Origin of the sequence: Bordetella genomosp. 9 (assembly GCF_002119725.1) — a bacterium.
GTDB lineage: Bacteria > Pseudomonadota > Gammaproteobacteria > Burkholderiales > Burkholderiaceae_B > Bordetella_C.
Genome location: NZ_CP021109.1, coordinates 2,885,569 through 2,911,690 on the forward strand (window position 1 = coordinate 2,885,569; position 26,122 = coordinate 2,911,690).

General features: G+C 68.0%; 27 protein-coding genes. 23 read left to right on the forward strand and 4 right to left on the reverse strand.

From position 1 onward, the window contains the following. From CAL13_RS13195 to CAL13_RS13285, 19 genes are all read left to right on the forward strand, one after another. Complete coding sequence (locus tag CAL13_RS13195) at positions 1–723, forward strand: beta-ketoacyl synthase chain length factor (RefSeq protein WP_086072633.1); 723 nt, start codon at positions 1–3, stop codon at positions 721–723. A 10-nt stretch (positions 724–733) separates the two neighbouring features. Continuing rightward, positions 734–1,543, forward strand: a complete 810-nt coding sequence (locus tag CAL13_RS13200) for a lysophospholipid acyltransferase family protein (RefSeq protein ID WP_086072634.1) — start codon at positions 734–736, stop codon at positions 1,541–1,543. Continuing rightward, positions 1,524–1,784: a phosphopantetheine-binding protein gene (locus tag CAL13_RS13205; protein ID WP_086057805.1), complete on the forward strand. Its 261-nt coding sequence runs from the start codon at positions 1,524–1,526 to the stop codon at positions 1,782–1,784. Before CAL13_RS13200 ends, CAL13_RS13205 begins: the two co-directional genes overlap by 20 nt. An 18-nt stretch (positions 1,785–1,802) precedes the next feature. After that, positions 1,803–2,075 carry an acyl carrier protein gene (locus CAL13_RS13210; protein ID WP_086072635.1) on the forward strand — a complete coding sequence of 91 codons (273 nt, stop codon included), beginning with the start codon at positions 1,803–1,805 and terminating at the stop codon, positions 2,073–2,075. Then, positions 2,072–2,632, forward strand: coding sequence for a hypothetical protein (locus CAL13_RS13215; RefSeq protein ID WP_086057807.1), 561 nt, complete (start codon positions 2,072–2,074; stop codon positions 2,630–2,632). The genes CAL13_RS13210 and CAL13_RS13215 overlap by 4 nt, the downstream gene beginning before the upstream one ends. Next, positions 2,629–4,392, forward strand: coding sequence for an AMP-binding protein (locus tag CAL13_RS13220; protein ID WP_086072636.1), 1,764 nt, complete (start codon positions 2,629–2,631; stop codon positions 4,390–4,392). Before CAL13_RS13215 ends, CAL13_RS13220 begins: the two co-directional genes overlap by 4 nt. Then, the gene (locus CAL13_RS13225) at positions 4,389–5,138 is read left to right on the forward strand and encodes a glycosyltransferase family 2 protein (protein ID WP_086072637.1); all 750 of its coding nucleotides are present in this window, start codon (positions 4,389–4,391) and stop codon (positions 5,136–5,138) included. The genes CAL13_RS13220 and CAL13_RS13225 overlap by 4 nt, the downstream gene beginning before the upstream one ends. Beyond that, entirely contained in the window at positions 5,135–6,064 is a 930-nt protein-coding gene (locus CAL13_RS13230; protein WP_086072638.1) for an LpxL/LpxP family acyltransferase, read from the forward strand. The genes CAL13_RS13225 and CAL13_RS13230 overlap by 4 nt, the downstream gene beginning before the upstream one ends. Beyond that, positions 6,057–6,482: an acyl-CoA thioesterase gene (locus CAL13_RS13235; protein ID WP_086072639.1), complete on the forward strand. Its 426-nt coding sequence runs from the start codon at positions 6,057–6,059 to the stop codon at positions 6,480–6,482. Before CAL13_RS13230 ends, CAL13_RS13235 begins: the two co-directional genes overlap by 8 nt. Further along, on the forward strand, positions 6,479–7,093 hold the full coding sequence (locus tag CAL13_RS13240) for a LolA family protein (RefSeq protein ID WP_086072640.1): 615 nt from the start codon (positions 6,479–6,481) through the stop codon (positions 7,091–7,093). Before CAL13_RS13235 ends, CAL13_RS13240 begins: the two co-directional genes overlap by 4 nt. After that, positions 7,065–9,449, forward strand: a complete 2,385-nt coding sequence (locus tag CAL13_RS13245) for an MMPL family transporter (protein ID WP_232467658.1) — start codon at positions 7,065–7,067, stop codon at positions 9,447–9,449. The genes CAL13_RS13240 and CAL13_RS13245 overlap by 29 nt, the downstream gene beginning before the upstream one ends. After that, positions 9,446–10,723, forward strand: a complete 1,278-nt coding sequence (locus tag CAL13_RS13250; protein WP_086072641.1) for an NAD(P)/FAD-dependent oxidoreductase — start codon at positions 9,446–9,448, stop codon at positions 10,721–10,723. The genes CAL13_RS13245 and CAL13_RS13250 overlap by 4 nt, the downstream gene beginning before the upstream one ends. Further along, complete coding sequence (locus tag CAL13_RS13255) at positions 10,720–11,280, forward strand: hypothetical protein (protein WP_086057815.1); 561 nt, start codon at positions 10,720–10,722, stop codon at positions 11,278–11,280. The genes CAL13_RS13250 and CAL13_RS13255 overlap by 4 nt, the downstream gene beginning before the upstream one ends. Beyond that, positions 11,277–12,512: a beta-ketoacyl-ACP synthase gene (locus tag CAL13_RS13260; RefSeq protein WP_232467659.1), complete on the forward strand. Its 1,236-nt coding sequence runs from the start codon at positions 11,277–11,279 to the stop codon at positions 12,510–12,512. The genes CAL13_RS13255 and CAL13_RS13260 overlap by 4 nt, the downstream gene beginning before the upstream one ends. Further along, positions 12,509–13,015: an ApeP family dehydratase gene (locus CAL13_RS13265; RefSeq protein WP_086057817.1), complete on the forward strand. Its 507-nt coding sequence runs from the start codon at positions 12,509–12,511 to the stop codon at positions 13,013–13,015. The genes CAL13_RS13260 and CAL13_RS13265 overlap by 4 nt, the downstream gene beginning before the upstream one ends. Beyond that, positions 13,012–13,758, forward strand: coding sequence for a 3-oxoacyl-ACP reductase FabG (gene fabG, locus CAL13_RS13270; protein ID WP_086057818.1), 747 nt, complete (start codon positions 13,012–13,014; stop codon positions 13,756–13,758). Before CAL13_RS13265 ends, fabG begins: the two co-directional genes overlap by 4 nt. Beyond that, on the forward strand, positions 13,758–14,984 hold the full coding sequence (locus tag CAL13_RS13275; RefSeq protein WP_086072643.1) for a beta-ketoacyl-ACP synthase: 1,227 nt from the start codon (positions 13,758–13,760) through the stop codon (positions 14,982–14,984). The genes fabG and CAL13_RS13275 overlap by 1 nt, the downstream gene beginning before the upstream one ends. A gap of 33 nt (positions 14,985–15,017) precedes the next feature. Beyond that, positions 15,018–15,458 carry an excinuclease gene (locus CAL13_RS13280; RefSeq protein WP_086057820.1) on the forward strand — a complete coding sequence of 147 codons (441 nt, stop codon included), beginning with the start codon at positions 15,018–15,020 and terminating at the stop codon, positions 15,456–15,458. A 100-nt stretch (positions 15,459–15,558) separates the two neighbouring features. Further along, a complete protein-coding gene (locus CAL13_RS13285; RefSeq protein WP_086057821.1) occupies positions 15,559–16,020 on the forward strand; it encodes a GatB/YqeY domain-containing protein in 462 nt (153 codons plus the stop codon). Positions 16,021–16,030: 10 nt separating this feature from the next. On the opposite strand, the gene dinB is transcribed toward CAL13_RS13285, so the two are convergent. Continuing rightward, positions 16,031–17,110 carry a DNA polymerase IV gene (dinB, locus tag CAL13_RS13290; RefSeq protein WP_420042395.1) on the reverse strand — a complete coding sequence of 360 codons (1,080 nt, stop codon included), beginning with the start codon at positions 17,108–17,110 and terminating at the stop codon, positions 16,031–16,033. 95 nt (positions 17,111–17,205) lie between these two features. Between dinB and CAL13_RS13295 the strand changes: the two genes are divergently transcribed. Then, positions 17,206–17,619 carry a PaaI family thioesterase gene (locus CAL13_RS13295; protein WP_086059454.1) on the forward strand — a complete coding sequence of 138 codons (414 nt, stop codon included), beginning with the start codon at positions 17,206–17,208 and terminating at the stop codon, positions 17,617–17,619. A 21-nt stretch (positions 17,620–17,640) separates the two neighbouring features. Here CAL13_RS13295 and CAL13_RS13300 read toward each other — a convergent pair whose 3' ends face one another. Beyond that, on the reverse strand, positions 17,641–18,081 hold the full coding sequence (locus CAL13_RS13300; protein ID WP_086057822.1) for a BPTD_2524 family lipoprotein: 441 nt from the start codon (positions 18,079–18,081) through the stop codon (positions 17,641–17,643). A gap of 224 nt (positions 18,082–18,305) precedes the next feature. Here CAL13_RS13300 and CAL13_RS13305 point away from each other — a divergent pair, with 224 nt between their 5' ends. Continuing rightward, positions 18,306–20,207: an alpha/beta hydrolase family protein gene (locus CAL13_RS13305; protein WP_420042453.1), complete on the forward strand. Its 1,902-nt coding sequence runs from the start codon at positions 18,306–18,308 to the stop codon at positions 20,205–20,207. A 103-nt stretch (positions 20,208–20,310) separates the two neighbouring features. On the opposite strand, the gene CAL13_RS13310 is transcribed toward CAL13_RS13305, so the two are convergent. Continuing rightward, on the reverse strand, positions 20,311–21,558 hold the full coding sequence (locus CAL13_RS13310) for an MFS transporter (protein ID WP_086072646.1): 1,248 nt from the start codon (positions 21,556–21,558) through the stop codon (positions 20,311–20,313). A 219-nt stretch (positions 21,559–21,777) separates the two neighbouring features. Here CAL13_RS13310 and CAL13_RS13315 point away from each other — a divergent pair, with 219 nt between their 5' ends. Beyond that, positions 21,778–22,587 (forward strand): AraC family transcriptional regulator, encoded by an 810-nt coding sequence (locus tag CAL13_RS13315; protein WP_086072647.1) that lies wholly within the window; start codon positions 21,778–21,780, stop codon positions 22,585–22,587. A gap of 149 nt (positions 22,588–22,736) precedes the next feature. Beyond that, positions 22,737–25,337, forward strand: coding sequence for a penicillin-binding protein 1A (locus CAL13_RS13320; RefSeq protein WP_086072648.1), 2,601 nt, complete (start codon positions 22,737–22,739; stop codon positions 25,335–25,337). Positions 25,338–25,340: 3 nt separating this feature from the next. Here CAL13_RS13320 and CAL13_RS13325 read toward each other — a convergent pair whose 3' ends face one another. Beyond that, positions 25,341–26,072: a metallophosphoesterase gene (locus CAL13_RS13325; protein WP_086072649.1), complete on the reverse strand. Its 732-nt coding sequence runs from the start codon at positions 26,070–26,072 to the stop codon at positions 25,341–25,343. Positions 26,073–26,122: the final 50 nt, after the last annotated feature.

Below are 26,122 nucleotides of genomic sequence, written 5' to 3' on the forward strand. Positions count from 1 at the left end.
ATGTTGAACTTTGCGATCTCCGCATGGCAGGCCTGGGCGCCGGGCATCGAAACCGCGTCCCAGTGGGAAGATTGGGCGCGACAACCCTACTGTCCCGCCGGCCCTGCCACGCCGCCGTCCGTCAGCTTCCTGCCGCCGATGCAGCGCCGTCGCCTCGGTCCCTTGGCCCGCATGGCGGTCGCTTGCGCCTGGCCGTTGGCCGAGGCCAGGCCGCCCATGCCGCTGGTCTATGCATCGCATCACGGCGAAACGACCCGCAATTTCGAACTGCTGCAACGCCTTGCGCAGCAGGAGACGCTGTCGCCGGCCTCGTTCAGCTTGTCCGTGCACAATGCCACCGCAGGCATGTGGTCCATCCTGCGCAAGGAAACGGTGGAAACCGTGGCGCTATCCGTGGATGGCGACGGACTGGAAAGCGCCATCGCCGAAGCCTGTCTGCTGCTTGCAGCCGGCCATGCGGAAACCCTCGTCGTATTGGCCGAGGAAGCGCCGCCCGCCGCCTACCGGCCCTGGATCGACGACGTGCCCTTTCCCTATGCCGTCGCGCTGCGGCTGTCCGGCGGCGATGAATTCCAGCTGTCTGTCGACGAGGATGCCGGAGCGATCGCGCCCGCGTGGCCGCACCCCCTCGGCCTGCTGCGCCACCTGCTGTTGCGCACTCCGCAGTGGCGTCACGCGCGCCGGCGCGGCGCGTGGCAATGGCGCCGCACACGCCTTTCGTGAGCCGCCGATCGTGAAGACCGACGCCCTGCGAGCCGCGACGCCGCGGCAGGACGCCTGGATTCTGCGTCTGCTCGCCACCGCGCTGGCGTTCGGCATATTCGGCCTGGGCGCGGTCCTGCTACGGCTGGTGGTTTTTCCGGCGCAGCGTCTGTTCACCCGTGACCGAACGCACCGCCGCGACCGCGCGCGCGCCGCAATCACCTGGACCTTCCATCGTTTCGTGCGTCTGCTTGTGCGCATGGGCGTGCTCACCTACGAATTCCGCGGCGTTGAAGCGCTTGGCCGGCCGCATCAGATGATTGTGGCCAACCACCCTTCTTTGCTGGACGTCGTATTTCTGATCGCACACGTCCGCAACGCCAACTGCGTGGTCAAGCACACCCTGGCGCGCAACCCCTTCACCGCGGGGCCGGTGCGCCACGCGGGCTACATCACCAATGACGAAAGCCTGGACATGCTGGAGCGCGCGGCGCAGGTGCTGCGCGATGGCGAAACGCTGATCGTGTTTCCGGAAGGCACGCGCACGCCTGCCGGCGGCGCGCCGCGCTTCCATCGCGGCGCCTGCGCGATCGCGCTGCGCGGCGCGCGCGTAGTGACGCCGGTGGTCATACGCATGAATACGCGCAGCCTGACCAAAGGCGAACCGTGGTACCGCATTCCGCACCGCCGCATGCACTACGTCCTGCAGGCAGGCCCCGACATCGACCCGCGCCAGTGGAACGACCGGTATCCGGCGCCCATCGCCGGCCGGCGCATGAATGACTATCTACACGACTATTTCAGAACGGAGCTCGAGCCCGATGGAACAATTGGAAAGTGAGATCAAGCACCTGATCGTCGAGGCGCTTGGGCTGGAAGACATCGAGCCCGACGACATCGCCAGCGACGCCGATTTGTTCGGCGACGGCCTGGGCCTGGACTCGGTCGATGCGCTGGAGCTCGGGCTGGCCCTGCAGAAGCGCTTCGGCATCGCCATCGACCCGGAAACCCGCAATATGCGCGACCATTTCGCCACGGTCGCCAATCTCAGCAAATTCGTGTCCGCTCAGCGCGGCGTTTGAGCTACTGGAGCAAGTGTTATGCAAACCCGGGAAGACATCTTCGGCGCGCTGCGCGAAGCCCTGGTGGAGCTTTTCGAGATTCCGCAAGAACGTGTCGTGCCTTCCGCGCACCTTTATACCGACCTGGAAATCGACAGCATCGACGCCATCGATTTGCTGGATCACATCAAGCGCCAGACGGGATACAAGCTGGCCGCCGAGAATTTCCGCACCGTGCGCACCGTACAGGACGTGGTGGACGCGGTCTGGGCGCAGCAGCAGGCGTTGCAGCAGCGGGAACCCGCGGAATGACCCGTGCGGTCATCGCCGTTGCCCTGGGTGCGGCCGGCATCGCGTATCCATTCGCGGTGCACGCCGGACTGCAACACGGCGCCGCGCGGTGGATCGCCCTGCCGCTGGCCGTCCTGTGGCTCGCGCGGGCCATGTCGGATGAGGGGCGCGGCATGGGCGGACGCCTGGTGCCGGCGGCGGCGGTTGCCTTCTGTGCAGCCATCGCGTTTCTGGACGACAGCCGTTTGCTGCGATGGTACCCGGTGCTGATCAACGCGGGCATGGCCGCCGTGTTCGCGCGCAGTCTGCTGCACGGCATGCCGGTTATCGAACGGCTGGCGCGGCTCAGGCGCCCCGATCTGCCTGCGGCTGGCGTCGCCTACACCCGGCGCGTCACACAGGTGTGGACGGCCTTTTTCGTTTGCAACGGGTCCGTCGCGGCGGCGCTGGCCCTGTGGGCGCCTTGGATCTGGTGGACCTGGTACAACGGCGCCATCAGCTATGCGCTGATCGGGTTGTTGATCGTCGGCGAATGGATATGCCGGCCGGGCAGGCACACCGGCGAAGTGATGCGATGACCTGGACCGCGCTTGCCGATCTGCTGGTTTGCCGCCGCGACGGCGTTTGCTATGCCCGCGACCCGGCCTTGGCGCACGAGGCGTTCGTGCGGCAGGTCGTCTCCGTCGCGGGGGCGCTTCGCGCCCGTGGCGTGCGGCATGCGGCCTTGTGGTTCGAGGATGCGGCGCAGCTGGCCGTGGCGCTGTTTGCCTGCTGGCGCGCCGGGGCGGTCGCCGTGCTGGCCGCCGACGCACGTGCGGGGTCGTGCGCGGCCATCGACCCGGACGCCGACGTTTGGCTGACCGACGACGCCCGCCTGCCCGTGGCGCCGGCGCGCCGGCTTTCGCTGGCCGATCTGGACGGCGCCGCCGCGCCGCTGGATGCATGCCGGCTAGATGCGTCGCAAGGCGGAATCGTGCTTTGGACCTCCGGATCCAGCGGCCGGCCGAAGCGCATCCGCAAGCGCTGGGCGCAGCTCGACGCCGAAATCAGGGCGCTGGAAGCATGCTGGCGCTGGGCCGACGCGCCGGCCTGCGTGCTCGGCAGCGTCAGCGGCCAGCATATGTATGGCCTGCCTTTCCGGGTCCTGTGGCCGCTGGCCGCCGGACGCACGATCGAACGCGTCCAGCTCGCTTTCCCGGAATCCTTGCAGCATGCCAGCCTGGCGCACCCGGCATTCGTGTGGATCGCCAGCCCCGCCCTGCTCAAGCGCCTGGGAGACCATTTGTCCTGGGACGCCCTGGCCGGCGGCATCCGCCAAATCTTCTCTGCCGGCGGGCCGCTGCCGGCGTCCGTATCGGATCTGCTCGCCCGCCGGCTCGGGTGCCGCCCCATCGAAATCTACGGCAGTTCGGAAACCGGCGCCGTGGCGTGGCGCGAGGGCGGCGCGGCCTGGCAGCCCCTGCCTGGCGTGCAAACCGGCATCCAGGAAGGCGCGTTGTGGGTACGGTCCCCCTGGCTCGATACGGAAGAGAAGTGGGTGACGGCCGACGCGGCCACGCCCGACGCCAGTGCGGGCAGCCGCTTCCGGCTGCATGGACGCCTGGACCGCATCGTCAAGATCGAGGAAAAACGGCTCGCGCTGCCGGCGCTGGAGCAGCGCCTGGCCGGTCATCCGCACGTGCGCGAGGCGCGGCTCGGCATCGCCGATACGCCGCGGCTCACCGCGCTGGTCGCCCTGACCCAATCGGGCATCCACGCCCTGCGCAACGGCGGCCGCAAGGCACTCATCGAGAGCCTGCGCACGCACATGGCGGCCGCCGTCGAGCCCCTGGGCGTCCCGCGCCACTGGCGCCTGATGCGCGAACTGCCGTGGAACACGCAGGGCAAACTTCCGCACGATGACTTCCTGGCGGCGGCGCGGCGGCCGCGCGCGCCTGTCGTGCGGGAAGCGCACACGAGCGCCTCGCCCGATGGCGCCTTCGTGGCGCAGCTGCGCCTGGAAGTGCCGCTGGACCTGACGCACTTCAACGGCCACTTTCCGGACACCCCCGTGGTGCCCGGCGTCGTGCAGGTGGATTGGGCCATGGCGCTGGCGCGCCGGCACATCGAGGCCCCCCCGGCTATCGGCTTCCATGGCATGGAAGCCCTGAAATTCCAGCAGCTGCTGCGTCCCGGCGACGTGGTGGACCTGACGCTGACCCGGCACCACGGCCGCGCCAAGCTGTATTTCGAGTACCGGCTGGGCGGCCGCCCGTGCTCCTCGGGGCGCATCCTGACCGCGCCGCAGGAAGACGCCCCGCGCGGTCCTGGCGTCCCAACCTTGCCCGCAACTTCATGAACGCTTACCGTCTGTGCGCCGTCATCCCCGTCTACGACCACGGCGATACCATCGCCGGCGTGGTGGATCGCGTGCGCGCGCAGGGCCTGCCGTGCATTCTGGTTGACGACGGTTCGAAGCCGGAGTGCGCCGCGCGGCTGGACGCGCTGGCCGCCGACGGCAAGGCGGTGCTGGTGCGTCGGGCGCGCAACGGCGGCAAGGGTCGGGCCGTTCAGGACGGCTTGCGGCACGCCGGGCGGCTGGGCTACACCCACGCGCTGCAGGTCGACGCCGACGGCCAGCACGCCCTCGAAGACATCCCCGCGATGGCCGTCGCCTCGCGCCGCCACCCGGACGCCTTGGTCGGCGGCGCTCCCGCCTATGGCCCCGACGCGCCCCGCAGCCGCCGCTACGGCCGCTGGCTGACGCGGGTATGGGTATGGATCAATACGGTGTCCACCGCCATCCCGGACGCCATGTGCGGGTTCCGCATCTACCCGCTGGCCGCCACGCTCGCGCTGCTCGAAAGCCGCGATCCGGGACACCGCATGGATTTCGACATCGCGATCCTGGTGCTGTTGTCCTGGCGCGGCGTTCGCATGATCTGGCTGCCCACACGGGTCGTCTATCCGGCCGGCGGCGTATCGCATTTTCACGCGCTGCGCGACAACGCCCGGATCAGCGCCATGCACGCCCGGCTGTTTTTTGGCATGCTGCCGCGTGCGCCGGGCCTGCTGGCCCGAAAGTTCCGAAGACATCACGCATGACACCCCCTACGTCCACCCGCCACTGGGCCCGCCAGCGCGAACGCGGCGCTCCCCTGTTGATGCGCCTGACCGCCTGGGCGGCGCGCGTCTTCGGCCGGCGCGCGATGCAGCCGGCGGTCGCCGCGATCGTTTTCTATTTCTATTGCTTCAGTCCGCGCGCGCGCCGCAGCGTCGTGGAGTATCAGCAGCGCCTGCGCGCGGCCGGCTGCGGTCAGGCCTTGCCGGCGCGCCGCCCGGTCTATGGGCAATTCCTGGCCTTCGCCGAAGCCATCCTCGACAAGCTTGACGTCTGGCAAGGCCGCCTGACCGTGCAGCATGTGACCCTGTCCGACCCGGACGGCCTGCACGCGCAGATGAGCCGCGGACGCGGACAGATCCTGGTGGGCAGCCATCTGGGCAACCTGGAAGTCTGCCGCGCGCTCATCGAACGGGACGGGCAGCTGAAGCTGAACGTCCTCGTCCACACGCGCCACGCCGCAGCCTTCAACCGGCTGCTGATGGAAGCGGGCGCCAGCCGCCTGCGACTGATACAGGTAACGGAGTTGGATGCCGCCATCATGCTGCAGCTGAGCGAACGCATCGAACGGGGCGAATGGCTTGCCATCGCGGGCGACCGCGTTCCGGTGCGCGGCGACCGTGTCGTCGAGGTCGATTTCCTTGGCGCGCCGGCGCCTTTTCCGCAAGGCCCGTGGTTGCTCGCAGGCCTGTTGAAGTGCCCCGCCAACTTGTTGTTCTGCACCAAAATCGAAGGGCGCTATCGCATCACGCTGGAACGCGTGGCCGACCGCGTCGATCTGCCGCGCGGGCGCCGCGAGGAAGGCGTGCGGCATTGGGCGCAACGCTATGCCGACCGGCTGGCCCGCGAATGCCGCGATGCGCCGCAGCAGTGGTTCAATTTCTATTCCTTCTGGAGCCGTCATGCGTAAACGAGGCGTTTTCGCCGTCGCATCCGCCGTGACGGTCCCCTTCTTCGACGTGGATCCGATGAACGTCGTGTGGCACGGCCATTACGTCAAATACCTGGAGCAGGCGCGCTGCGCGCTGCTCGACGCCCTGGGCTACGGGTATGACGCCATGCTGGCTTCCGGCTATGCCTGGCCGGTCATCGATCTGCAATTGCGCTACATGAACCCCGCCGTTTTCGGCCAGCGCCTGACTGTGCGCGCCGATCTGGTGGAGTGGGAGAATCGCTTGAAAATCCATTACCTGATTACCGATGCGCAAAGCGGCACGCGTTTGACGCGCGCCAGTACCGTGCAAGTCGCCGTGCGGCTGGACAACCGCGAAATGCAGCTGGCGTCGCCGGCGCCGCTGCTCGAGGCCGTGCGCGGGGTGCTTGCATGACCCTGCCAAGCGTCATCCGCCGCATCGCGGCCGCCGCCCTGCTGGCGGCCTGCGCCCCCAATGCATGGGCGTTCGACCTGAGCGACCTGCAGTCGCAGCTGCGGGCCGCGCCCGTGGTGCGGGGCCAGTTCGTGCAGCAGAAATACCTGCGCTCGCTGCCCCAGCCGCTGACCAGTACGGGATTGTTCACGCTTTCGGCCGGCGACGGCCTGCTGCGGGGGCTGCGCGCGCCCTTGCATCAGGACCTGCTGCTGACGCCCGCCGGCGTGTTCCGCCGGGACGACGGCGGCAAATGGCAGGCCCTGCCGCAGGCCGTGGGAGCCAGCCGCGAAACCCGTATGTTCCTCACGGTACTGACCGGCGACACCCAGGCGCTGCAGGACAACTTCGACATTGCGCTGAGCGGCACGGCCGGCGACTGGCAATTGGTCTTGACGCCGAAGTCCGCCTTGCTCAAGCAAATCTTCACCGACATCCGCATTGCCGGCGGCAAGCTCGTCCAGCGCATCGAATTGCGCGAGACCCAGGGCGACCGAACCGTCATGGAAATGAAGAACGCGCGTGCCGACACCAAGCTGGACGATGATGAGAGCCGCGATTTCAACCCCTGAACGAGGCGCCGCGCGCGAAAAACGCCTGACCCTCCTGTTCCGCCTGGTCCTCGTCCTGGTCGTCGGCCTGGGACTGTGGCAATGCCGCCATGGCTGGCCCGTGTCCTCGAGCATGATGGACCTGGTCCCCGCCGCGCAGGGCGACGCGCTTCGCCAGCGCGCGGACGAACGCATACAAGCGCCGCTGCAGCGGGAAGTGATCGCGCTGGTCGGCGCGCCCGACCGCGAGCGCGCTGCGGAGCTGGCGCGCGGCGTGGGGCATCTATGGCGGCACAGCGGGCTGTTCGATGACGTGCAGGTCGATGTGGACGCGGACATAGACCAGATCCGCCGGCAGTTGCTCGCGCAGCCCCTGGCGCTGATTCCGCCCCACGCCCGCGAAAGGCTGGTCAAGGATCCTGCGGCATACGCGGCCCGACGGGTGCGGGAATTGGCGGATCCCTTCTCCACCACCGGTCTGGTTTCGGCCAATGACGATCTGCTGGGGCTGGCCCATGCCGCGGAACGGGCCCTGCGCCCTGCGGGCGCGGTGCAGCTGGACCCGGGCAGCGGCACGCTGGTGGCGCACGATGGCGGCAAGGACTGGGTGCTGGTGCGCGCGCGGACCCGCGGCGACGCATTCGACGGCGCATCGCCCCGGCAGGTCGCGCAATTGACCGGCCAGACCCGCGACGCCATCACGCGCGATGGCGGCCAGCTGCTCGTGGCCGGCGGGCCGCTGTACGCGGCCGAAGGGCGCGCGCGTGCCGCCGGCGAAAGCACCTGGATCGGCATCGTCTCGGTGCTCGGCATCATCGCCCTGCTGATGCTGACGCTGCGCGGCGCGCGATCCCTGCTTGCCTTCGTCCCCGTGGCGGTGGGGCTGCTGTGCGGCACGGTTGCCTGCGTGACGATATTCGGCGCCATCCACGTGCTGACGCTCGTCATCGGCGCCAGCCTGATCGGCATCGCCATCGATTTTCCTCTGCATCTGCTCAGCAAGCGGTACGGCATGCCGGATTGGGCAGCCTGGCCGGCGTTGCGCCGCGTGCTGCCGGGACTTACCGTCAGCCTTGCCGCCACGCTGGTGGGCTATCTGGCCCTGGTCTTCACGCCGTTTCCGGCATTGACGCAGACCGCCGTGTTTTCCGCGGCGGGTCTGCTGGGCGCATACGCCTGCACGGTATGCGAGCTGCCCAATTGGCTGCGGGGCTGGCAGCCGCGGCCTTTTCCGCCGCTGCTGCGTTTGGCCGACGCGCTGCTGCGCCGCCTTGCGGGCTGGCAGCGGTATCGCAGCCTGCCCTGGCTGGCCGCCGGCGTGGCGCTGGTCAGCCTGGCCGGCGTGCTGCATCTGCGCATGCATGACGATCTGCGGCAATGGCTGTCGCTGCCGGCCCCGTTGCTGCGGGACGCGCAGGAAGTCGCCCGCATCACCGGCATCCAGCCCACCAGCCAATATTTCTTTGTGCGGGCGCCGGACGCCGGCACGCTATGGCAACGCGGGCAGGCCTTGGACGCGCGGCTCGACGAACTGGTGAAAACAGGCGCGCTGCAATCCTATCTGTCGCTGAACCAGCTCGCGGCCCCGGAAGCGGCGCAACAGGCCGTGCGCAACGCCATGCGCGATGCCAACTGGCGGGCCCGCCTGACGCCTTCGTTCGAAGCCGTCGGCATTCCCTCCGAAGCCGTACTGGCGCAAGTTGACGCACTGGCCGATCGCCCGCCGGTCGGCATCGACGACGTGCTCGCGGGACCGGTCGGACAAAGCCGCCGCATGCTCTGGCTCGGCAGGCATGAAGGCGAGGTGGCCGCCATGGTGTCACTGCAGGGGCTGCGCGATACGGTGGCCGCCGCAAAGGCCGCCGATGGCCTGGAGGGCGTTTCCTACATCGACCGCAGCGGCGAACTCAACGACAGCTTCACTGCGACACGGATTCGCGCCGCTGAACTGAAGCTGCTGTCATACGTCGTGGCGGGCGCGCTGCTGTGGCTCATTCTGGGCCGCGCCGCCACCTGGCGGTTGCTGGCCGTGCCGCTGGCCGCCACGGGGTGCACGCTGGGCGCGCTGGGCCTGCTTGGACAGCCGCTGACCCTGTTCAGCCTGTTCGGGCTGCTGCTGGTGTCCGCGATCGGACTGGACTACGCCATCGCCATGTACGAACGGGTAGCGGGCGCGGCCGCCAGCTTCGTCGGCATTCTCCTGGCGGCGCTGACGACCATCCTGTCGTTCGGCCTGCTGGCCTTCAGCACCACCCCGGCGATCGCCAATTTTGGGCTGTCGGTGGGCATAGGCGTCGCCTTCTGTGTCCTGTGGGCGCCGTGGGTGCGCCCCGCCGGCGACGGCGCAACGGCTTTATCGGAGAGTGGATATCCATGAGTCCGGAAAGCCGCGAAGTCGTCATCATTGGGGCCGGCCCGGCCGGCGCCGTGGCCGCCGCCCTGTTGCGCCGGAAAGGACACCAGGTGCTGGTGCTGGAGAAACAGCATTTCCCCCGCTTTTCCATCGGTGAAAGCCTGCTGGCGCATTGCATGGAGTTCATTGACGAAGCCGGCATGCTGCCCGCCGTGCGGGCAGCCGGCTTTCAGGTCAAGAACGGCGCGGCCTTCGCTTGGGGCGACCGCTACACGGCTTTCGACTTCCGCGACAAATTTTCTCCGGGTCCCGGCACCACGTTCCAGGTGCCGCGCGCGCGATTCGACAAGATCCTTGCCGACGAGGCCGCGCGTCAGGGCGCGGAGATCCGCTACGGGCAGGACGTCATTGCGGCGGATTTCCGCGGGCCCGAGCCCGTGCTGGCGGTGCGCGAGGCCGCCGGCGATGACGCCGCGGTGCGGCATATCCGCGCGCGTTTCGTGCTCGACGCCAGTGGATACGGACGCGTGCTGGCGCGGCTGCTTCGCCTGGAGCGGCCCAGCGGCCTGCCGCCGCGCAAGGCCATCTTCACTCACGTGGAAGATCGCATCGACGATCCCGGTTTCGACCGCGAGAAGATCCTTGTCAGCGTACATCCCGGCGAACCTGGCATCTGGTACTGGCTGATCCCGTTCTCCGATGGCCGCTGTTCGCTCGGCGTGGTGGCAGGAGAAGCCTCGATCGCGGGAGCCGCCGATCCGATGGCGACGCTGCGCGCCCTGGTCGATGCCGCGCCCAACCTGCGGCGGATCCTGTCCAACGCGGTTTGGGACACCCCCGCCAAGGCCATCGGCGGCTATGCGGCCAGCGTGACGGCCCTGCACGGACGCGGCTATGCCCTGCTCGGCAACGCCGCGGAGTTTCTGGATCCCGTGTTTTCATCGGGCGTCACCATCGCGCTGCATTCCGCCCGGTTGGCCGTTGACGCGCTGCATCGGCAGCTGTGCGGCGAAACCGTGGACTGGGGCCGGGCCTTCGCGCAGCCGCTGATGCAAGGCGTGGAGACGTTCCGCACCTACGTGGAGGGCTGGTACAGCGGCGCCTTCCGCGACGTGGTGTTCTACGAACGCGCCCAGCCCGGCATCCGCCGGATGATTGCCTCCATCCTGGCCGGCTACGCCTGGGACCGCAACAACCCGTTCGTGGCCGAACATGCGCGGCGACTGCGCATGCTGGCCGAAATCTGCGGGCACGCGCCGCCCGCGCCCGCCGCAAGGCCGGAGCAGAGCTTGTCATGACGCATTTCCTTCATCACCTCCTGCGCCGTCTGGCCCGCCCTTGCGCGCTGCTGTGCCTGGCCTGGCTGGCCGGTTGCGCCAGCGCGCCGCCGGCGCCCGTCGCGCCGCGGGATCTCCATTTGCCGCGCCGCGCCCACGTCACCATGCAAAGCCCCGGCCAGCCGCGCCTGGACGGGCTGCTGATCGTGCAGGCCGAAGGCGGGGATGCGACCCGCTGGTCTCTTTTCGATCCCTTCGGCATGCCGATGGCGCGCCAGATCCTGCGGGATGGCAAATGGCGCAACGATGGCTTCATGCGTCCCAACGGCGAGGCCAGCGATATGTTCTCCGCCATTCTGTTCGCCTGGACGCCCGTGGCGTCCCTGCCGTCAGCCTATGCGGGCATGGATTGGCGCGACGAGCCGCTTGCAGGCGGCGGACGTGCGCGCGTGATGAACGAAGTCTGCAATCTGCGCTGGCGGGTGACCTGGCAGCCCGGCGCGCCCGCGGACCGCTTCACCATCGTTACGGCCGGCGGCGCGACATGGCAGGTCGAACCGCTGGGAGACGCCCCGTGACGGCCGATACCAAAGCCGCGGCCGGCGCACGGGCGACCGCCTGGCTGGGAAAGCCCGGCATCATCTGCGCCCTGGGCCGGGGCATCGGCGCCGTGGCCCAGGCCGCCCTGCGCGGCGACGCCGCCGGCATGCTGGCGCAGGACGGATGGATCGCGGGCAAGCGCATCGTCGTCGGCATGGCGGCGGCCGACCTGCCGGCGCTTCCCGCAGGGATGCCGTCGCATTACGACAGCCGCAACAACCGCCTGCTGATGGACGCCGCCATCCAGATCGAGCCCGCTTTGCGCGGCGCCATCCGGCGTCACGGCGCCTGCCGGGTCGCCATCGTGCTGGGCAGCAGCACCTCCGGCGTCAGCGAAAACGCCGCCGCCTACCGCACCCTGGCGGCCGAAGGCGTCTGGCCGCCGGAATACGATTACCGCCGCCAGGCGCTCGCCTCGCCGGCCGCATTTCTGTCGGATTGGCTGGGCACGACGGGACCGGCCTACACGCTTTCCACCGCATGCACTTCCAGCGCCCGCGCGCTGTTGTCGGCAAAACGCCTGCTCGCAATGGGGGCTTGCGATGCCGTGATCTGCGGCGGCGTGGATGCGCTGTGTCCGCTGACCATCAACGGCTTCGCCGCGCTGGAAGCCCTCGCGGCCGGGTTGTGCAACCCGTTCTCCGCGCACCGCGACGGCATCAACATCGGCGAAGGCGCCGCGTTGTTCCTCGTGGAGCGCGAACGCCCGGACACCGAAGCCGTGGCGCTGCTGGGCGGCGGCGGCAGCTCGGACGCCTGGCACATGTCGGCGCCCGACCCCACCGGCGCGGGCGCCGCGCGAGCCATGCGGGCGGCGCTGGCCGACGCCGGCATCGACGCCGGCCAGGTCGGCTGGATCAATCTGCATGGCACGGCCACGCCCCACAACGACGCCATGGAAAGCCAGGCGGTACGGGACGTCTTTCCCTCCGACGTCCTTTGCGCCTCCACGAAACCCCTGACCGGCCATACGCTGGCGGCGGCCGGCGCCATCGAGGCGGCACTGTGCTGGGCCGTGGTCGCCGGCAGTTGCCTGGACGGACGTTTGCCGCCGCATCGCTGGGACGGCGTGGCCGATCCCGCCTTGCCCGCCCTGCGCATGACGCAGCCGGGACAGCGCCTGCCCGCGGGCCGGCCGCGCATCGTTCTCAGCAACTCCTTCGCCTTCGGCGGCAGCAATGCCGCCCTCGTTTTCGGAGACCAGCCATGACCGCATGCGTATGGCCGGTCGCGCGGTTGCTGCCGCACGCCGGCGACGCCATCCTGATCGACGCGGTACAGGACTGGGATGCCGTCAGTGTGACCGCCAGCGCCGTCGTCCGGCCCGGCACCCCGTACAGCGACGAAGACGGCAGCCTGCCGCCGTGGATCGGGCTGGAGATCATGGCCCAGGCCATCGGCGCGTGGGCGGGCTGCCAGGCCCTGAGCGCAGGAACCGAGGCGGGGCTGGGCTTCCTTCTCGGCACGCGCCGCTACGACTGCCGCGTCGAGCGCTTTCTTCCCGGCACGCGGCTGGACGTGCGTGCCGTCCAATCGATGCATGACCCCGGCGGCATGGGCATATTCGAATGCGAACTGAGCGCCGGCGGCCAACGGCTGGCCCATGCGCGCTTGAATGTGTACCGCCCCGCCGACGGACGTGAGTTCACACGCGAGACCGCGCCCGGCGGCAATCCGCCGTCAGCCCGCCCCCAGGACCAGGCAGCGCCATGACCGACTCCCAGACACCTTCCCTGCCGGTCCTGGTGACCGGATCCAGCCGCGGCATCGGCCGCGCCATCGCGCTCACGCTGGCCCGCCAGGGCTACACGCCCGTCATCCATTGCCGTGCGCGCCGCGACGAAGCGGACGCGGTCTGCGCCGCCGCGCGCGACCTCGGCCAACCGGCGCGCGTGCTGCAGTTCGACGTGCGCGACCGCGCGGGCGCCGCGGCGGCGCTGGACGCCGACATCGCCGCGCATGGCGCCTACTACGGTGTCGTACTCAATGCCGGGCTCACGCGCGACGGCGCCTTCCCCGCACTCACCGGCGACGACTGGGACGACGTCCTGCGCACCAATCTGGACGGGTTCTACAACGTGCTGCATCCCGTCGTCATGCCGATGATCCGCCGACGCCAGCCCGGCCGCATCGTCTGCCTGACGTCCGTTTCGGGCGTCATGGGCAACCGCGGCCAGGTCAATTACAGCGCCTCCAAGGCCGGCCTGATCGGCGCGGCCAAGGCGTTGGCGCTGGAACTCGCCAAGCGCCGCATCACCGTCAACTGCGTTGCCCCCGGGCTGATCGGCACTGACATGATCGACGAACACGTTCCCGTGGACGAAATCCTCAAAGCCATACCGGCCCAGCGCATGGGTACGCCCGACGAAGTGGCGGCGGCCGTCGCCTTCTTCCTTTCACCGGCCGCCGCCTACATCACGCGCCAGGTGCTGGGCGTGAACGGAGGACTCTGCTGATGAAGCGCGTGGTCGTTACCGGCATGGCCGGCCTCTGCGCCCTGGGCGATGACTGGGCCACGGTGCGCGCGGCCTTCCAGCGCGGACGGAACGCCGTGCGGCGCATGCCCGAATGGGACCGCTTCACGGAAATGGGCACGCGGCTGGCGGCGCCCCTGCCTGCTTTCGCGCCGCCGGCGCATTGGACCCGCAAGCAACTGCGCAGTATGGGGCGTGTATCGCAGCTTGCGGTGCGCGGCGCCGAGCTGGCGCTGACCGATGCCGGCCTGCTGGACGACGCGAACATCGCCGACGGCCGCATGGGCGTCGCCTGCGGTTCGTCCACCGGCAGCACCGCCGAGATCAAGGCATTCGGGAACATGCTTCTGAATGGCGTCACGGACGACCTCAGCGCCAACTCCTACGTCCGTATGATGCCCCACACCACCGCAGCGAACATCGGCATCTTCTTCGGCCTGAAAGGCCGCATCATCCCGACCTCCAGCGCCTGCACCTCCGGCAGCCAGGGCATCGGCTATGCGTACGAGGCCATCCGCTATGGCAAGCAGGCGCTGATGCTCGCCGGCGGCGCCGAAGAGCTCTGCCCCAGCGAGGCGCTGGTGTTCGACGCCCTTTACGCGACCAGCCAGCAGAACGAAGCGCCCGAGCGCACGCCCCGGCCCTACGACGTCGCCCGCGACGGATTGGTGATCGGCGAAGGCGCCGGCATGCTCGTGCTGGAAGACCTCGATCACGCACTGGCCCGCGGCGCGCGCATTCACGCGGAAATCGTCGGTTTCGGCTGCAATTCCGACGGCACGCACATTACCCGCCCCGAAGCCGCCACCATGCGCATCGCCATGGAGCTGGCCTTGCGCGATGCGGGCCTGCCGCCCACCGCCATCGGTTATGTGAACGGACACGGCACCGCCACCGAACAGGGCGACATCGCCGAAACCCAGGCCACCGAAGCCGTCTTTGGCGAAGGCATGGCGATCAGCTCGCAGAAAAGCTATCTCGGCCATACGTTGGGCGCCTGCGGCGCGCTGGAGTCCTGGTTCAGCATCGAGATGCTGAAGAGCGATTGGTACGCGCCCACGCTGAACCTCGACACCCCCGATCCGCGTTGCGGCAGGCTCGACTATCTGCGCGGCCAGGGGCGCACGCTCGCCAACGAGTTCGTCATGAACAACAACTTCGCCTTCGGCGGCATCAACACGTCCCTGATCTTCCGCCGCTGGCCCTGACTTTCCCTCACACCTGTCCAAGGAGCTTTGCCGATGTTCCCCAGCCTCAAACCCCTGGCCTGCCTGGCGCTCGCGCTCGCGATCGTGCCCGCGGCGCACGCCAACGACCGCAAGGTGATGAAGCCTTTCCAGGAAGCGGTCCGGAACGCGACGGCGGCGGGTAAGCTGGACGGCACGGTCAAGTTCTACCTGGCCGGGTCCGGCCCCAGCGGCCAGGTGGTGCAGGCGAACGTCGTGACCAACCGAAAAACCAACGCCTTCGGCAAGAGCGACGACAAAGCCTGCGATTGGGCCGCGCAATCCGCGCTGATTTCGCTGCAGGACGCTGCGAAGAAAGCCGGCGCCAATGCGGTTGTCAACATCGTTAGCTACTACAAGAAAGACGTGAATGACGACCCGGCGAACTATGAATGCCATGCGGGCGCCGTGATCGCCGGCGTGGCGCTCAAGGGCGATCTGGCCATCGTCAAGTAGCGGCCATGGCGGCGGCGCCACGCAGCGCCGGTTTACACTGACGCCTGTCGAACGGCCTGCACGGCCCTCCCTGTACTCACGCTTTCCACGAGGTTTTCCCATGAGCAATTCCTCGCTCAAAGACACCCTGGCCGCGGCCGTCAAGGACGCGATGCGCGCCAAGGCCACGGCCAGGCTCGCCACGCTGCGCTTCCTGTCCGCGGCGATCAAGCAGAAGGAAGTGGACGAGCGCCGCGAACTGAGCGACGCCGAGATCACCGCCATCATCGAAAAACAGGTGAAACAGCGCCGCGAATCCATCGCGGCGTTCGAGCAGGCCGGACGGACGGAAACCGCGGAACAGGAAAAGGCCGAACTCGCGGTATTGCAGGAATTCCTGCCGCAGGCGGCCTCGCCCGCCGAAATCGAGGCCGCGATCGCCGCCGCCATCGAGCAGGTGAACCAGCAGGGGGTGACCGGCCCGGCCGCCATGGGCAAGATCATGGCGATCCTGAAGCCCGCCCTGGCCGGCAAGGCCGACATGTCGGCCGTGTCCCAGCAGGTGAAGAGCCGGTTGGCGTAGGAAGTCGTCTTCAGTAGGGGGCGTCCGCGTCGAACAACGCCGCCTGGCGCTCCATCGTGTCTTGCTCGTCGGGGAAATTGCTCATCCCCACCCCCACCAGCCGGTAGCGCGTGCCGGCCGGCAGATCGACCCGGCCGCGCAGTTGCTTCGCCATCTCCGCCAGCATGTGCGCCGATCCCGGTGCGCGCGTCACCGTCTGGCTGCGCGTCAGTATCCGGAAGCGGTCGGTCTTCAACTTCAAGGTAATCGTGCGGCCGATGCCGCGCTTGCGCGTCGCCTGCTGCCACACCCGCTCGGCCAGCCGTCCGATGGCCTCATCCAGATCTCCCAGCAGCAGGTCGGTCTCGAAGGTCGTCTCCGCGCTCACCTGCTGGGCAAGCTGGTCCGCTTCCACCTGACGGTCATCGATGCCATGCGCCAGCTCGTGCAAGCGCCTGCCGTAGCGGCCGAAGTGATGCTCCAGCTCCGCCACCGGCCGCGTCTCCAGGTCGCCCACGGTGTGGATGCCCAGCTGCTCCAGCCGGGACTGGGTCACCTTGCCCACGCCCGGCACCTTGCGCACGGGCAAGGGGCGCAGAAAGGCCATGACGTCACGCGGCCGCACGACGAAGATGCCGTCGGGCTTGTTCCAATCCGAAGCAATCTTCGCCAGGAATTTGTTCGGCGCCACGCCGGCCGATGCCGTCAGGCCGACTTCTTCGCGGATCTGCCGGCGGATGGCCTGCGCGACCTCGGTGGCCGAGGCCAGCCCGGCCTTGTTCGTCGTGACGTCCAGATAGGCCTCGTCCAGCGACAGCGGCTCCACAATGTCCGTGTACCGGACGAAGATGTCCCGCACCTGCCGGGATACTTCGCGGTAGCGCGTAAAATCCGGCGGCACGTACACGGCCTGCGGACACAGGCGCAGGGCGCGGGCCACCGACATCGCCGAATGCACCCCGTACCGGCGCGCCTCGTAGGAAGCCGCGCAGACGACCGAACGCGGACCTTTCCAGGCGACCACCACCGGCAGCCCCTTCAGCGTAGGGTCATCGCGCTGCTCGACCGACGCATAGAACGCGTCCATGTCGATATGTACGATCTTGCGCATGGTGGAAGTCACCGTGTCGACGACTGTGTGTACGAATGCCGAAGTAAAGAACCCGCCATGGCGGCCTTGCCACAACCCGACCGAAAATGGACACGATGCACCGCGATACCCCGGCCTTCACGATGGATTATTTCGGGGCCACCATACCGCTGATGGAATTCCTGGGGCTCGTGCCCGAGCACATCGAGCCCGGCCTCGCGCGCACGCGATTGCCCTGGCGCGTGGAGCTTACCAATAGCCGCGGCGACGTGCACGGCGGCACGCTGATGAGCGTGCTGGACTTTACGCTGAGCGCCGCGGCGCGCGGCGGCCTGGAAGCCGGCACCAGCATGGCGACCATCGACATGACAACCAGCTTCTTCGCGCCGGCCACCGGCGAGCTTGCGATCGAAGCACGCTGCCTGAAACTCGGCCGTTCGATCGCCTTCTGCGAAGGCGAAATCCGCAACGCGGACGGCGAGATGGTCTGCAAGGCTTCCGGCACCTTTCGGGTCATCCGCCCGAAATAAAGAGGGTGGCCGCTGCCCGGGTCAGCGCCGGCTCCTCGCGGCGCGCTCGGCGTCCGTCGGCATGTACGACACGCAGGCCGGGATCTGGAACTGGATGGCATCGCGCATGGCGATCACCGCGTCCGCATTCCAGATGCCCTCGCCCCACATCGCGATGTGCACGTCGGTGTTGCCATCGTCGATGGCCGTCATGTCCACGCGGGCGATATCGTTGTCGGTGAACGGCGCCAGCACCTTCACCTGGGCCTTGCGGCCGACCGTATCCAGATTGCCCACCACCCGGTAGGCGTCGCGGCCCGTCAGGCATTCCTCGGCCTGCGCGCGCGCAACCTTGTAAGCCGCCTGATAATTGACCGCCAGCTTGTAGTCGCCGGAAGGCGACTGGCGGCCGGATGCGATGCCGAACGTGCAGCCGGCCAGGCCGGACGCCAGAATGGCGGCCGCGGCAAATCTCCTGAACATAGATCCTCCGATCAAGGGACGCGCAATTATCCCCCATCCGTCGCTGGCAGACCGCGCGGCGGCCGGTTCGACATCGCCGGCGCCGCTATGGCATCATCGGCCGTATATCCGGCTACGGCCGATTCGCGCCGCGCCGACCACGGGCCACATGCGCCCGGGCCGCGATCCGCCTGGGGCGGCGCGGCCACCGCTCCACATCCTGGGAGACCGCTTTGCTCAAGTTCATGACGCGCACCCTGCTGGCCGCTGCGCTGATCGGCGCCGCCGCCGGTGCCCCCGCCGCCACGCCGCGCCAATATCCCCTGAAGGATTTTTTCCGCAATCCCGACCGCGGTTTCTTCCGCCTTTCCGATGATGGCAAGATGCTCGCCTTCATGCGGCCCGTCAGCGTCGATGGACAGCCGCCGCGCATGAATATCTTCGTGCAATCGCTCGAGGGCGCCACGCCGGTGGGCGAGGCCCGCAAGATCACCAGCGAAAGCGCCCGCGACATCAGCGGCTATGTATGGAAGGGCTCGGATACCATCCTCTACGCCAAGGACTTCGGCGGCGACGAAAACTTCCACGTGCTGGCCGTCAATGTCCACAACGGCAAGGTGCTGGACCTGACGCCCTACGAGCATGTGCGCGCGGGCATCGAGGACGACCTGGAGGACGACCCCGACCACATACTGATCGGCCACAACCGCCGCGATCCCCAGGTGTTCGACGTGTATCGCGTCAACGTCCATACCGGCGAGTCGGTGCAGGTCGCGCAGAATCCCGGCAACGTGGTGGGCTGGCAGACCGATCATGCCGGCAAGGTGCGGGCGGCGCTAACCAGCGACGGCCTGAACACGACCCTGCTCTACCGCGACGACGAAGAACAGCCTTTCCGCCCGCTCATCACGACCGATTACCGCACCACCGTCAATCCGATCCTGTTCACCTTCGACAACAAGCAACTGTATGCCGTGAGCAATCGCGGCCGCGATACGGCGGCGCTCGTGCGCATCGATCCGTCGCAGCCGGACGTCGAGGAAATGCTGTTCGATCCGCGCCGCGCCGACCTGGGCGGCGTCGACTATTCGCGCCGCCGCAAGGTACTGACGGTCGCCACGTACGAAACCGACAAGCCGCAGCGCAAGTTCTTCGATATGCAGACCGAAGCCATCTACCGCAAGCTGGGCGAACGGCTGAAAGGCTACGAGTTCACGCTGCAGGGCCATTCGCGCGACGAAGACAAGTACATCGTCGCGGCCTACAACGACCGCACGCCGGGATCGCGCTACCTGTATGACGTCGAGACGGATGCCCTGGTCAAGCTGGCCGACATCAACCCGGCGCTGCCGGAGCAGGACATGGCGCCAATGCAGCCGGTCAGCTTCCAGAGCCGCGACGGCCTGACCCTGCACGGCTATCTCACCGTGCCGCTCGGCCGCGAACCGCGCAACCTGCCCTGCATCGTCAATCCGCACGGCGGGCCCTGGGCGCGCGACAGCTGGGGCTACAACCCCGAAGTGCAGTTTTTGGCCAATCGCGGCTTTTGCGTGCTGCAGATCAACTTCCGTGGCTCCACGGGTTACGGCCGCAAGTTCTGGGAGGCCGGCTTCGGCCAATGGGGCCTGTCCATGCAGGACGACATTACCGACGGCGTGCAGTGGCTGATCGCGCAAGGCATCGCGGATCCCAAGCGCATCGGCATCTATGGCGGCAGTTACGGCGGCTACGCCACGCTGGCCGGCGTCGCCTTCACGCCGGACCTCTACGCCGCCGCGGTGGACTACGTCGGCGTGTCCAATCTGTTCACTTTCATGAACACGATCCCGCCGTACTGGAAGCCCTTGCTGGAAAAAATGTACGACATGGTGGGGCATCCGGAAAAAGACAAGGAACGCCTCGCCGCCACATCGCCCGCGCTGCACGTGGACCGGATCAAAACGCCCCTGTTCATCGCTCAGGGCGCGAAGGATCCTCGCGTGAACAAGGGCGAGAGCGACCAGGTGGTGCAGGCCCTGCGCGCTCGCGGGGTGGAAGTGCAATACATGGTGAAGGACAACGAAGGCCACGGCTTCCATAACGACGAGAACAAATTCGAGTTCTACGCCGCGATGGAGAAATTCCTGACGCAGCACCTCAAGCCCTGAACCAGACGGGCGCCCGGCGGCATACCGCCGCCGGAGCGATTGCCTGGCGGCCGCCCGCCGGGGCGCTCGGCGCCCTAGGACCTGTCAACGCTAGGAGGAACCCCTAGCGCTTGTGTTCCTCCATATTCGGAAGAAATATCGCGGCCATCCCAAGAAAGGGCAGGAAGGAGCACAGCTTGTAGACGAATGCGATGCTGGTCATATCCGCGATATGCCCCAGCACCGCGGCGCCCACGCCGCCCATGCCGAAAGCGAAACCGAAGAACAGTCCCGCGATGGTCCCCACCTTGCCGGGCACCAGTTCCTGCGCGTACACCACGATGGCGGCGAAGGCGGACGCCAGCACCAGACCGATGATGGCCACCAGCACGGCGGTCCAGAACAGGTTGGCGTACGGCAGCATCAGCGTGAACGGCGCCACGCCCAGAATCGACGTCCAGATCACCGCCTTGCGTCCGACGCGGTCGCCGATCGGGCCCCCCGCCACCGTACCCACGGCCACCGCGGCAAGGAAAATGAACAGGTACAGCTGCGCGGAGCGCACCGGCAGCCCGAACTTATCCATCAGGTAGAAGGTGAAATAGCTGTTCAGGCTGGCCAGGTAGAAGTACTTGGAGAAAATCAGCACGGCCAGCACACCGAGCGCGCCGGCCACGCGTGCGCGGCTCAATGGCGCGGCCCCCCCAGCGCCCCGCGCCTTCGGCTTCAGGCGCCAGCGGTTGGCACCATACCAGCGGCCGATCCCGATCAGCACCAGCATGCCGAACAGGGCCGCGAGCGAAAACCAGGCCACGCTGCCCTGCCCGTGCGGGATGATCACCAGCGCGGCCAGCAACGGCCCCAGCGCGGAGCCGACGTTGCCGCCCACCTGGAACAAGGACTGCGCCAATCCGTGCCGTCCACCCGATGCCATGCGCGCCACGCGCGAAGACTCAGGATGGAACACGGAAGACCCCGTTCCCACGAGCACCGCTGCGATCAGCAGGAAAGGGTACGAAGGCGCCACGGACAGGAGCAGCAGCCCGACCAGCGTGAAGCCCATCCCGACCGGCAGCGAATAAGGCAGGGGCCGCTTATCGGTGTAAAGGCCCACGCAGGGTTGCAGCAGGGATGCGGCGATCTGGTAGGTCAGCGTGATCATGCCGATCTGGCTGAAGCTCAGCGAAAACCCGTCCTTGAGCATCGGGTAGATGGCCAACAGGATCGACTGGATCATGTCGTTCATCAGGTGCGCGATGCTGATGGCGCCCAGCACCTTGAAGGCGGTTTTATCCGAGGCCGGGGGCGAAGCGGCGGGCGCGCCGAGCGAGGCCGCGGGTGCGGGTGCGGCGTTGGAAGAGGAAGGGCTCATATTGGTGGCGGAGGGGAATGAAGAAAAGGGGTTCCATGGAAGTGTAATAAGTCATGCCCTCGCCGAAGTGACATTCATCGTCGAATAAGTGACACTAGCGGGTCGGGCGCATACGAAGGGGCGGCCGCGCCTGCCAGCGTGCCGCGCCTGCCAGCGTGCCGCGCCGCCCCCGCGGCCCAAGCCTGTCCTGCATACGTCCACGATTGCCTGCTCATCGCCATGCCCGCACGTTCGCCCGCCAGCCTGCCCGGCCGCAGTATCGACCCCGAGTACTACCAGGGCGTGCCGCGGCAGGTCACGGCCATGGCGAAGGAATTTCCCCCCGACGAGCGCACGCCGTTCCATCACCATGCGCGCAGCCAGCTGATCTACGCCGTGCGCGGCGTGATGCGCGTCAGCACCGCCCAAGGCGTCTGGGCGCTGCCTCCCCTGCGCGCGCTATGGATGCCGGCAGGCGTCGAACACCAGGTTGAGATGATCGGCGCGGTGTCCATGCGCACCCTTTTCGTCGCGCCGGACGCTGCCCAGGGCCTGTGGCGGGACTGTCGCGTGATCGAAGTCAGTCCCTTGCTACGGGAACTGATACTGAGCCTGGTGATGCTGCCCGTCGAATACCCCACGGACGGGCGCGCCGGCCATATCGCCGCGCTGACGCTGGCCGAATTGGCGGAAGCCAAGGTGCTTCCCATCCACATTCCCTGGCCCGCCGACCGGCGCCTGCAGGCGGTTTGCCGCGCGATCCTGGCGCGCCCCGGCCTTGAACGGACGATAGACGAATGGGGAGAGGAAGTGGGCGCCAGCGGCAGAACCCTGATCCGTCTTTTCCAGGCCGAACTGGGGCTGAACTATCGCCAATGGCTCCAGCAGGTGCGGCTGGCCGACGCGCTAGGCCGCCTGTCGCTGGGGCAGCCTGTCGCTCGGATCGCGGCGGATTTGGGCTACCGCAGCCCCAGCGCGTTCGCGGCAATGTTCCGCCGCGCCATGGGGGCCCCGCCCAACGCCTATCTGAACCAGGCCGCTTCGGACTGATCCGTTCCGATGCGGCTTGTAAGGCGCCGGTCAGCCAACCATCCGTCCCCGTTGAAGGACCGCGCCGCCGCGTCGGCGATAATGCGGGATCTTGAAACCTTCACCGGCAAGGGCGGGTCTATGCACCTCCGTCCCATTATCGCGAGCGAATGAGCAACAACGCGCAATCCAACCAGCACGCCCCTGGAAACGGCCCCGACAAAGGCCCCCGCTTCCGGCTGTCACGCCTGGCCGTGAAGGCCCTTATCGTGCTGGGCGGTCTTGGCGCATGCGGCGTGATCGCCCTGTGCCTGGCCATCGCGCTGGCCTGGCCCAGCCTGCCCGACCTGCACGCCATGACGGACTACCGGCCCCGCATCCCGTTGCGCGTTTACACCGCCGACAACGTCCTGATCGGCGAGTTCGGCGAAGAGCATCGCAACGTGCTGCGCTTCGATGAGATTCCCGACGTGATGAAGCACGCCGTGCTGGCGGCCGAGGACGACCGCTTCTACCAGCACGGCGGGGTCGATTGGACAGGCGTGCTGCGCGCCGTGCTGACCAACGCGCTCAGCCTTTCGAAGTCGCAGGGCGCCAGCACCATCACGATGCAGGTGGCGCGCAACTTCTATCTGTCGTCCGAGAAGACCTACACGCGCAAGCTCTACGAATTGCTGCTGACGTTCAAGATCGAGTCCGCGCTGACCAAGGACCAGATCCTCGAGCTGTACATGAACCAGATCTATCTGGGCCATCGCGCGTACGGCTTCGCGGCCGCGGCGCGCACGTACTTCGGCAAACCGCTGGCCGACGTGACGCCGGCCGAAGCGGCCATCCTCGCCGGCATTCCGAAGGCGCCGTCGCGCTACAACCCCATCACCAATCTGCCGCGCGCACAGGCGCGCCAGCACTACGTCCTGGCGCGCATGCGCGCGCTGGGCTATCTGGACGATGCCCAGTACCAGGCGGCGCTTGCCCAGCCGCTGAACGTGCGCGGCATGTCCTCGGAAGGCAACGGCAATGCCTTCCACGTGCACGGCGAGTATCCCGCCGAGCTGGCGCGCCAGCTGATGTACGGCATGTTCGGCGACAGCACCTATTCGCGCGGCCTGAACGTGTACACGACGATCAACTCCAAGGACCAGGAGGCGGCCTACCAGGCGGTGCGCGCCGGGATCCTGGACTACACGCGGCGCGCCCGCTACCCCGGCCCCGAAGACCAGATCGACCTGCCCGCCGATATCGAGAAGGATCCCCAGGCGCTGGACGACCTGATCGACGGTCTGCAGGACAAGTATCCCGACAGCGGCGACCTGTACTTGGGCGTAGTCCTGGCCGCCAGCCCCACGTCGATCACGGTGGCACGCGGCTCGCACGACATCATCACCATCGACGATAAGAAATCGCTGGCGGTGGTGGCGCGCGCGCTCAATCCCAAGGCCAAGGACGAAGAGCGCCTGCGCCGCGGTTCCGTGGTCTACGTGCACAAGAACGGCGACGAGTGGGAAGTCATCAACATGCCCACCCTGCAGGGCGCACTGGTGTCGCTGGCGCCGGACGACGGCGCCATCCGCGCGCTCATCGGGGGATTCGATTTCTACCGCGGCAGCTTCAACCGCGCGGTCCAGGCATGGCGGCAACCCGGCTCGAACATCAAGCCCTTCATCTACGCGGCGGGATTGGAACGCGGCCTCACGCCGGCCACGCAGATTTCGGACATGCCGTTCTCGCTCACCGCCGAGCAGACCGGATCCCGGCCATGGAATCCGAAGAACGACGGCAACGCCTACGAGCCCATGCTCACGCTGCGCCAGGCGCTGTACAAGTCGAAGAACATGGTCTCCATTCGGATCCTGCAGGCCATCACGCCCGCATACGGGCAGGAATTCCTGACCCGCTTCGGGTTCGAGAAAGACCGCTGGCCGGCCGTGCTGCCCATCGCGCTCGGCGCGGGTTCGGCCACGCCGCTGCAGGTCGCCAATGCCTATTCTGTATGGGCCAACGGCGGCTATCGGCTGACGCCTTTCCTGATCGACCGCGTCACGGACAGCAGCGGCAAGGTGCTGATGCAGGCCCAGCCGCAACACGCCGGCAACGAATCGAACCGGGTCATCGACCCCCGCGTGGCTTGGATCATGGACGACATGCTGCGCGGCGTGGCCACCTACGGCACGGCGGCGCGCGCGCACAAAGTCCTCAAGCGCGATGACGTGGGCGGCAAAACCGGCACAACCAACGATTCCGTGGACGTCTGGTTCTCCGGCTATACGCCCGCCCTCGCGACAACGGTGTGGATGGGCTTCGACCAGCCGAAATCGCTGGGCAATAACGAGTTCGGCGCTGGCCTGACCCTGTCGGCCTGGCTGGAGTACATGCAGACGGCGTTGAAAGGCGTGCCGGTCGCCCCGCGGCGCCCGATGCCGCCCAATATCCTGGTGGCCGACGGCGACTACTACCTGTCGGAGTTTCCGCCCGGCCAGGCCGTGGCTTCGCTGGACCTGCCCACCAACGACCCGCTGGGCGACTTCCTGAATCGCGGCGGAACGGGCGGCGTGCCGATGATGAATCCGCCTCAGCCCGCCCCCGCGCCGGCGCCCTCGCCCTCCGGCTCCGCGTTCCCGCCGATTCCGGTTCCCCAGGCGGACCGCTCCCCCGCCCCTGCGCCCAGGCCTGCGCCGGCCTCGGCCCCCGCCGCGCCGGCGATTCCGCCGATCCCCGTGCCCCGCGCGGACGGGCCGGCGCCGGCCACGGCCATGGCCGTGCGCCCCTAGGGCCTACACGGTTACGCGCGGCCGCACTTCGGGCTCGCGGTCCACCGATTCGGTGGGCCGCGTACGCAGCGTCGCCAGGTCCAGCAAGGTGAAATAGCCGCCCGGCATCCATCCGCCCGTGTCGATGTGATAGACGTTGCCCAGCACCACAGGCGCCGTCAGGGGCGTATGCCCGACCACCACGGCCCGCACGCCGCGCACCCCCGACGCATCGCGGTGCGCGAGCCTTTCGCGCGACCATTGGCAGACGCTGCGCGCCCGCTTGTAGCGGTCCTGGATGTAGCGCGCCAGCTTGCTCCAATCCCGCACGGGACAATCCGCGTGCACGATACCGACCACGCCGCCGTCGGTTTCCACCTCGATCGCCAGCGGCATCCTTGCATAGGTTTCGGCGTGGGTGCGCTGGGCTTCGGGCGACATCTCCAGGAACCAGCCGCCGCCGTTCACGCGCCAGTTGTCCGCGTCCACCATGCCTGTGCGCACATAGCGCACCGCGTAGTCCTCGTGGTTGCCCTGCACCGCGTGAAACCATGGCTGCGCCAGCCATTGCGGCGCTTCCTCGCATTCCGGGCCCCGGTCCGTCAGATCGCCTACCGAAAACAGGCGGTCGCGCGACGGATCGAAACCGACCTCGCGCAGCGCCCGGCGCAGGCGCGAAAAATGGCCGTGTATGTCTCCAACGGCCCAATCCCTGCCCGCGGTATTGCGGGGAAATCGCATGACATCGATCGGCATGGCCTTATTCCGTGCTTCGGCACGCCAGGGTACCGGCTTTCCGGTCCGTC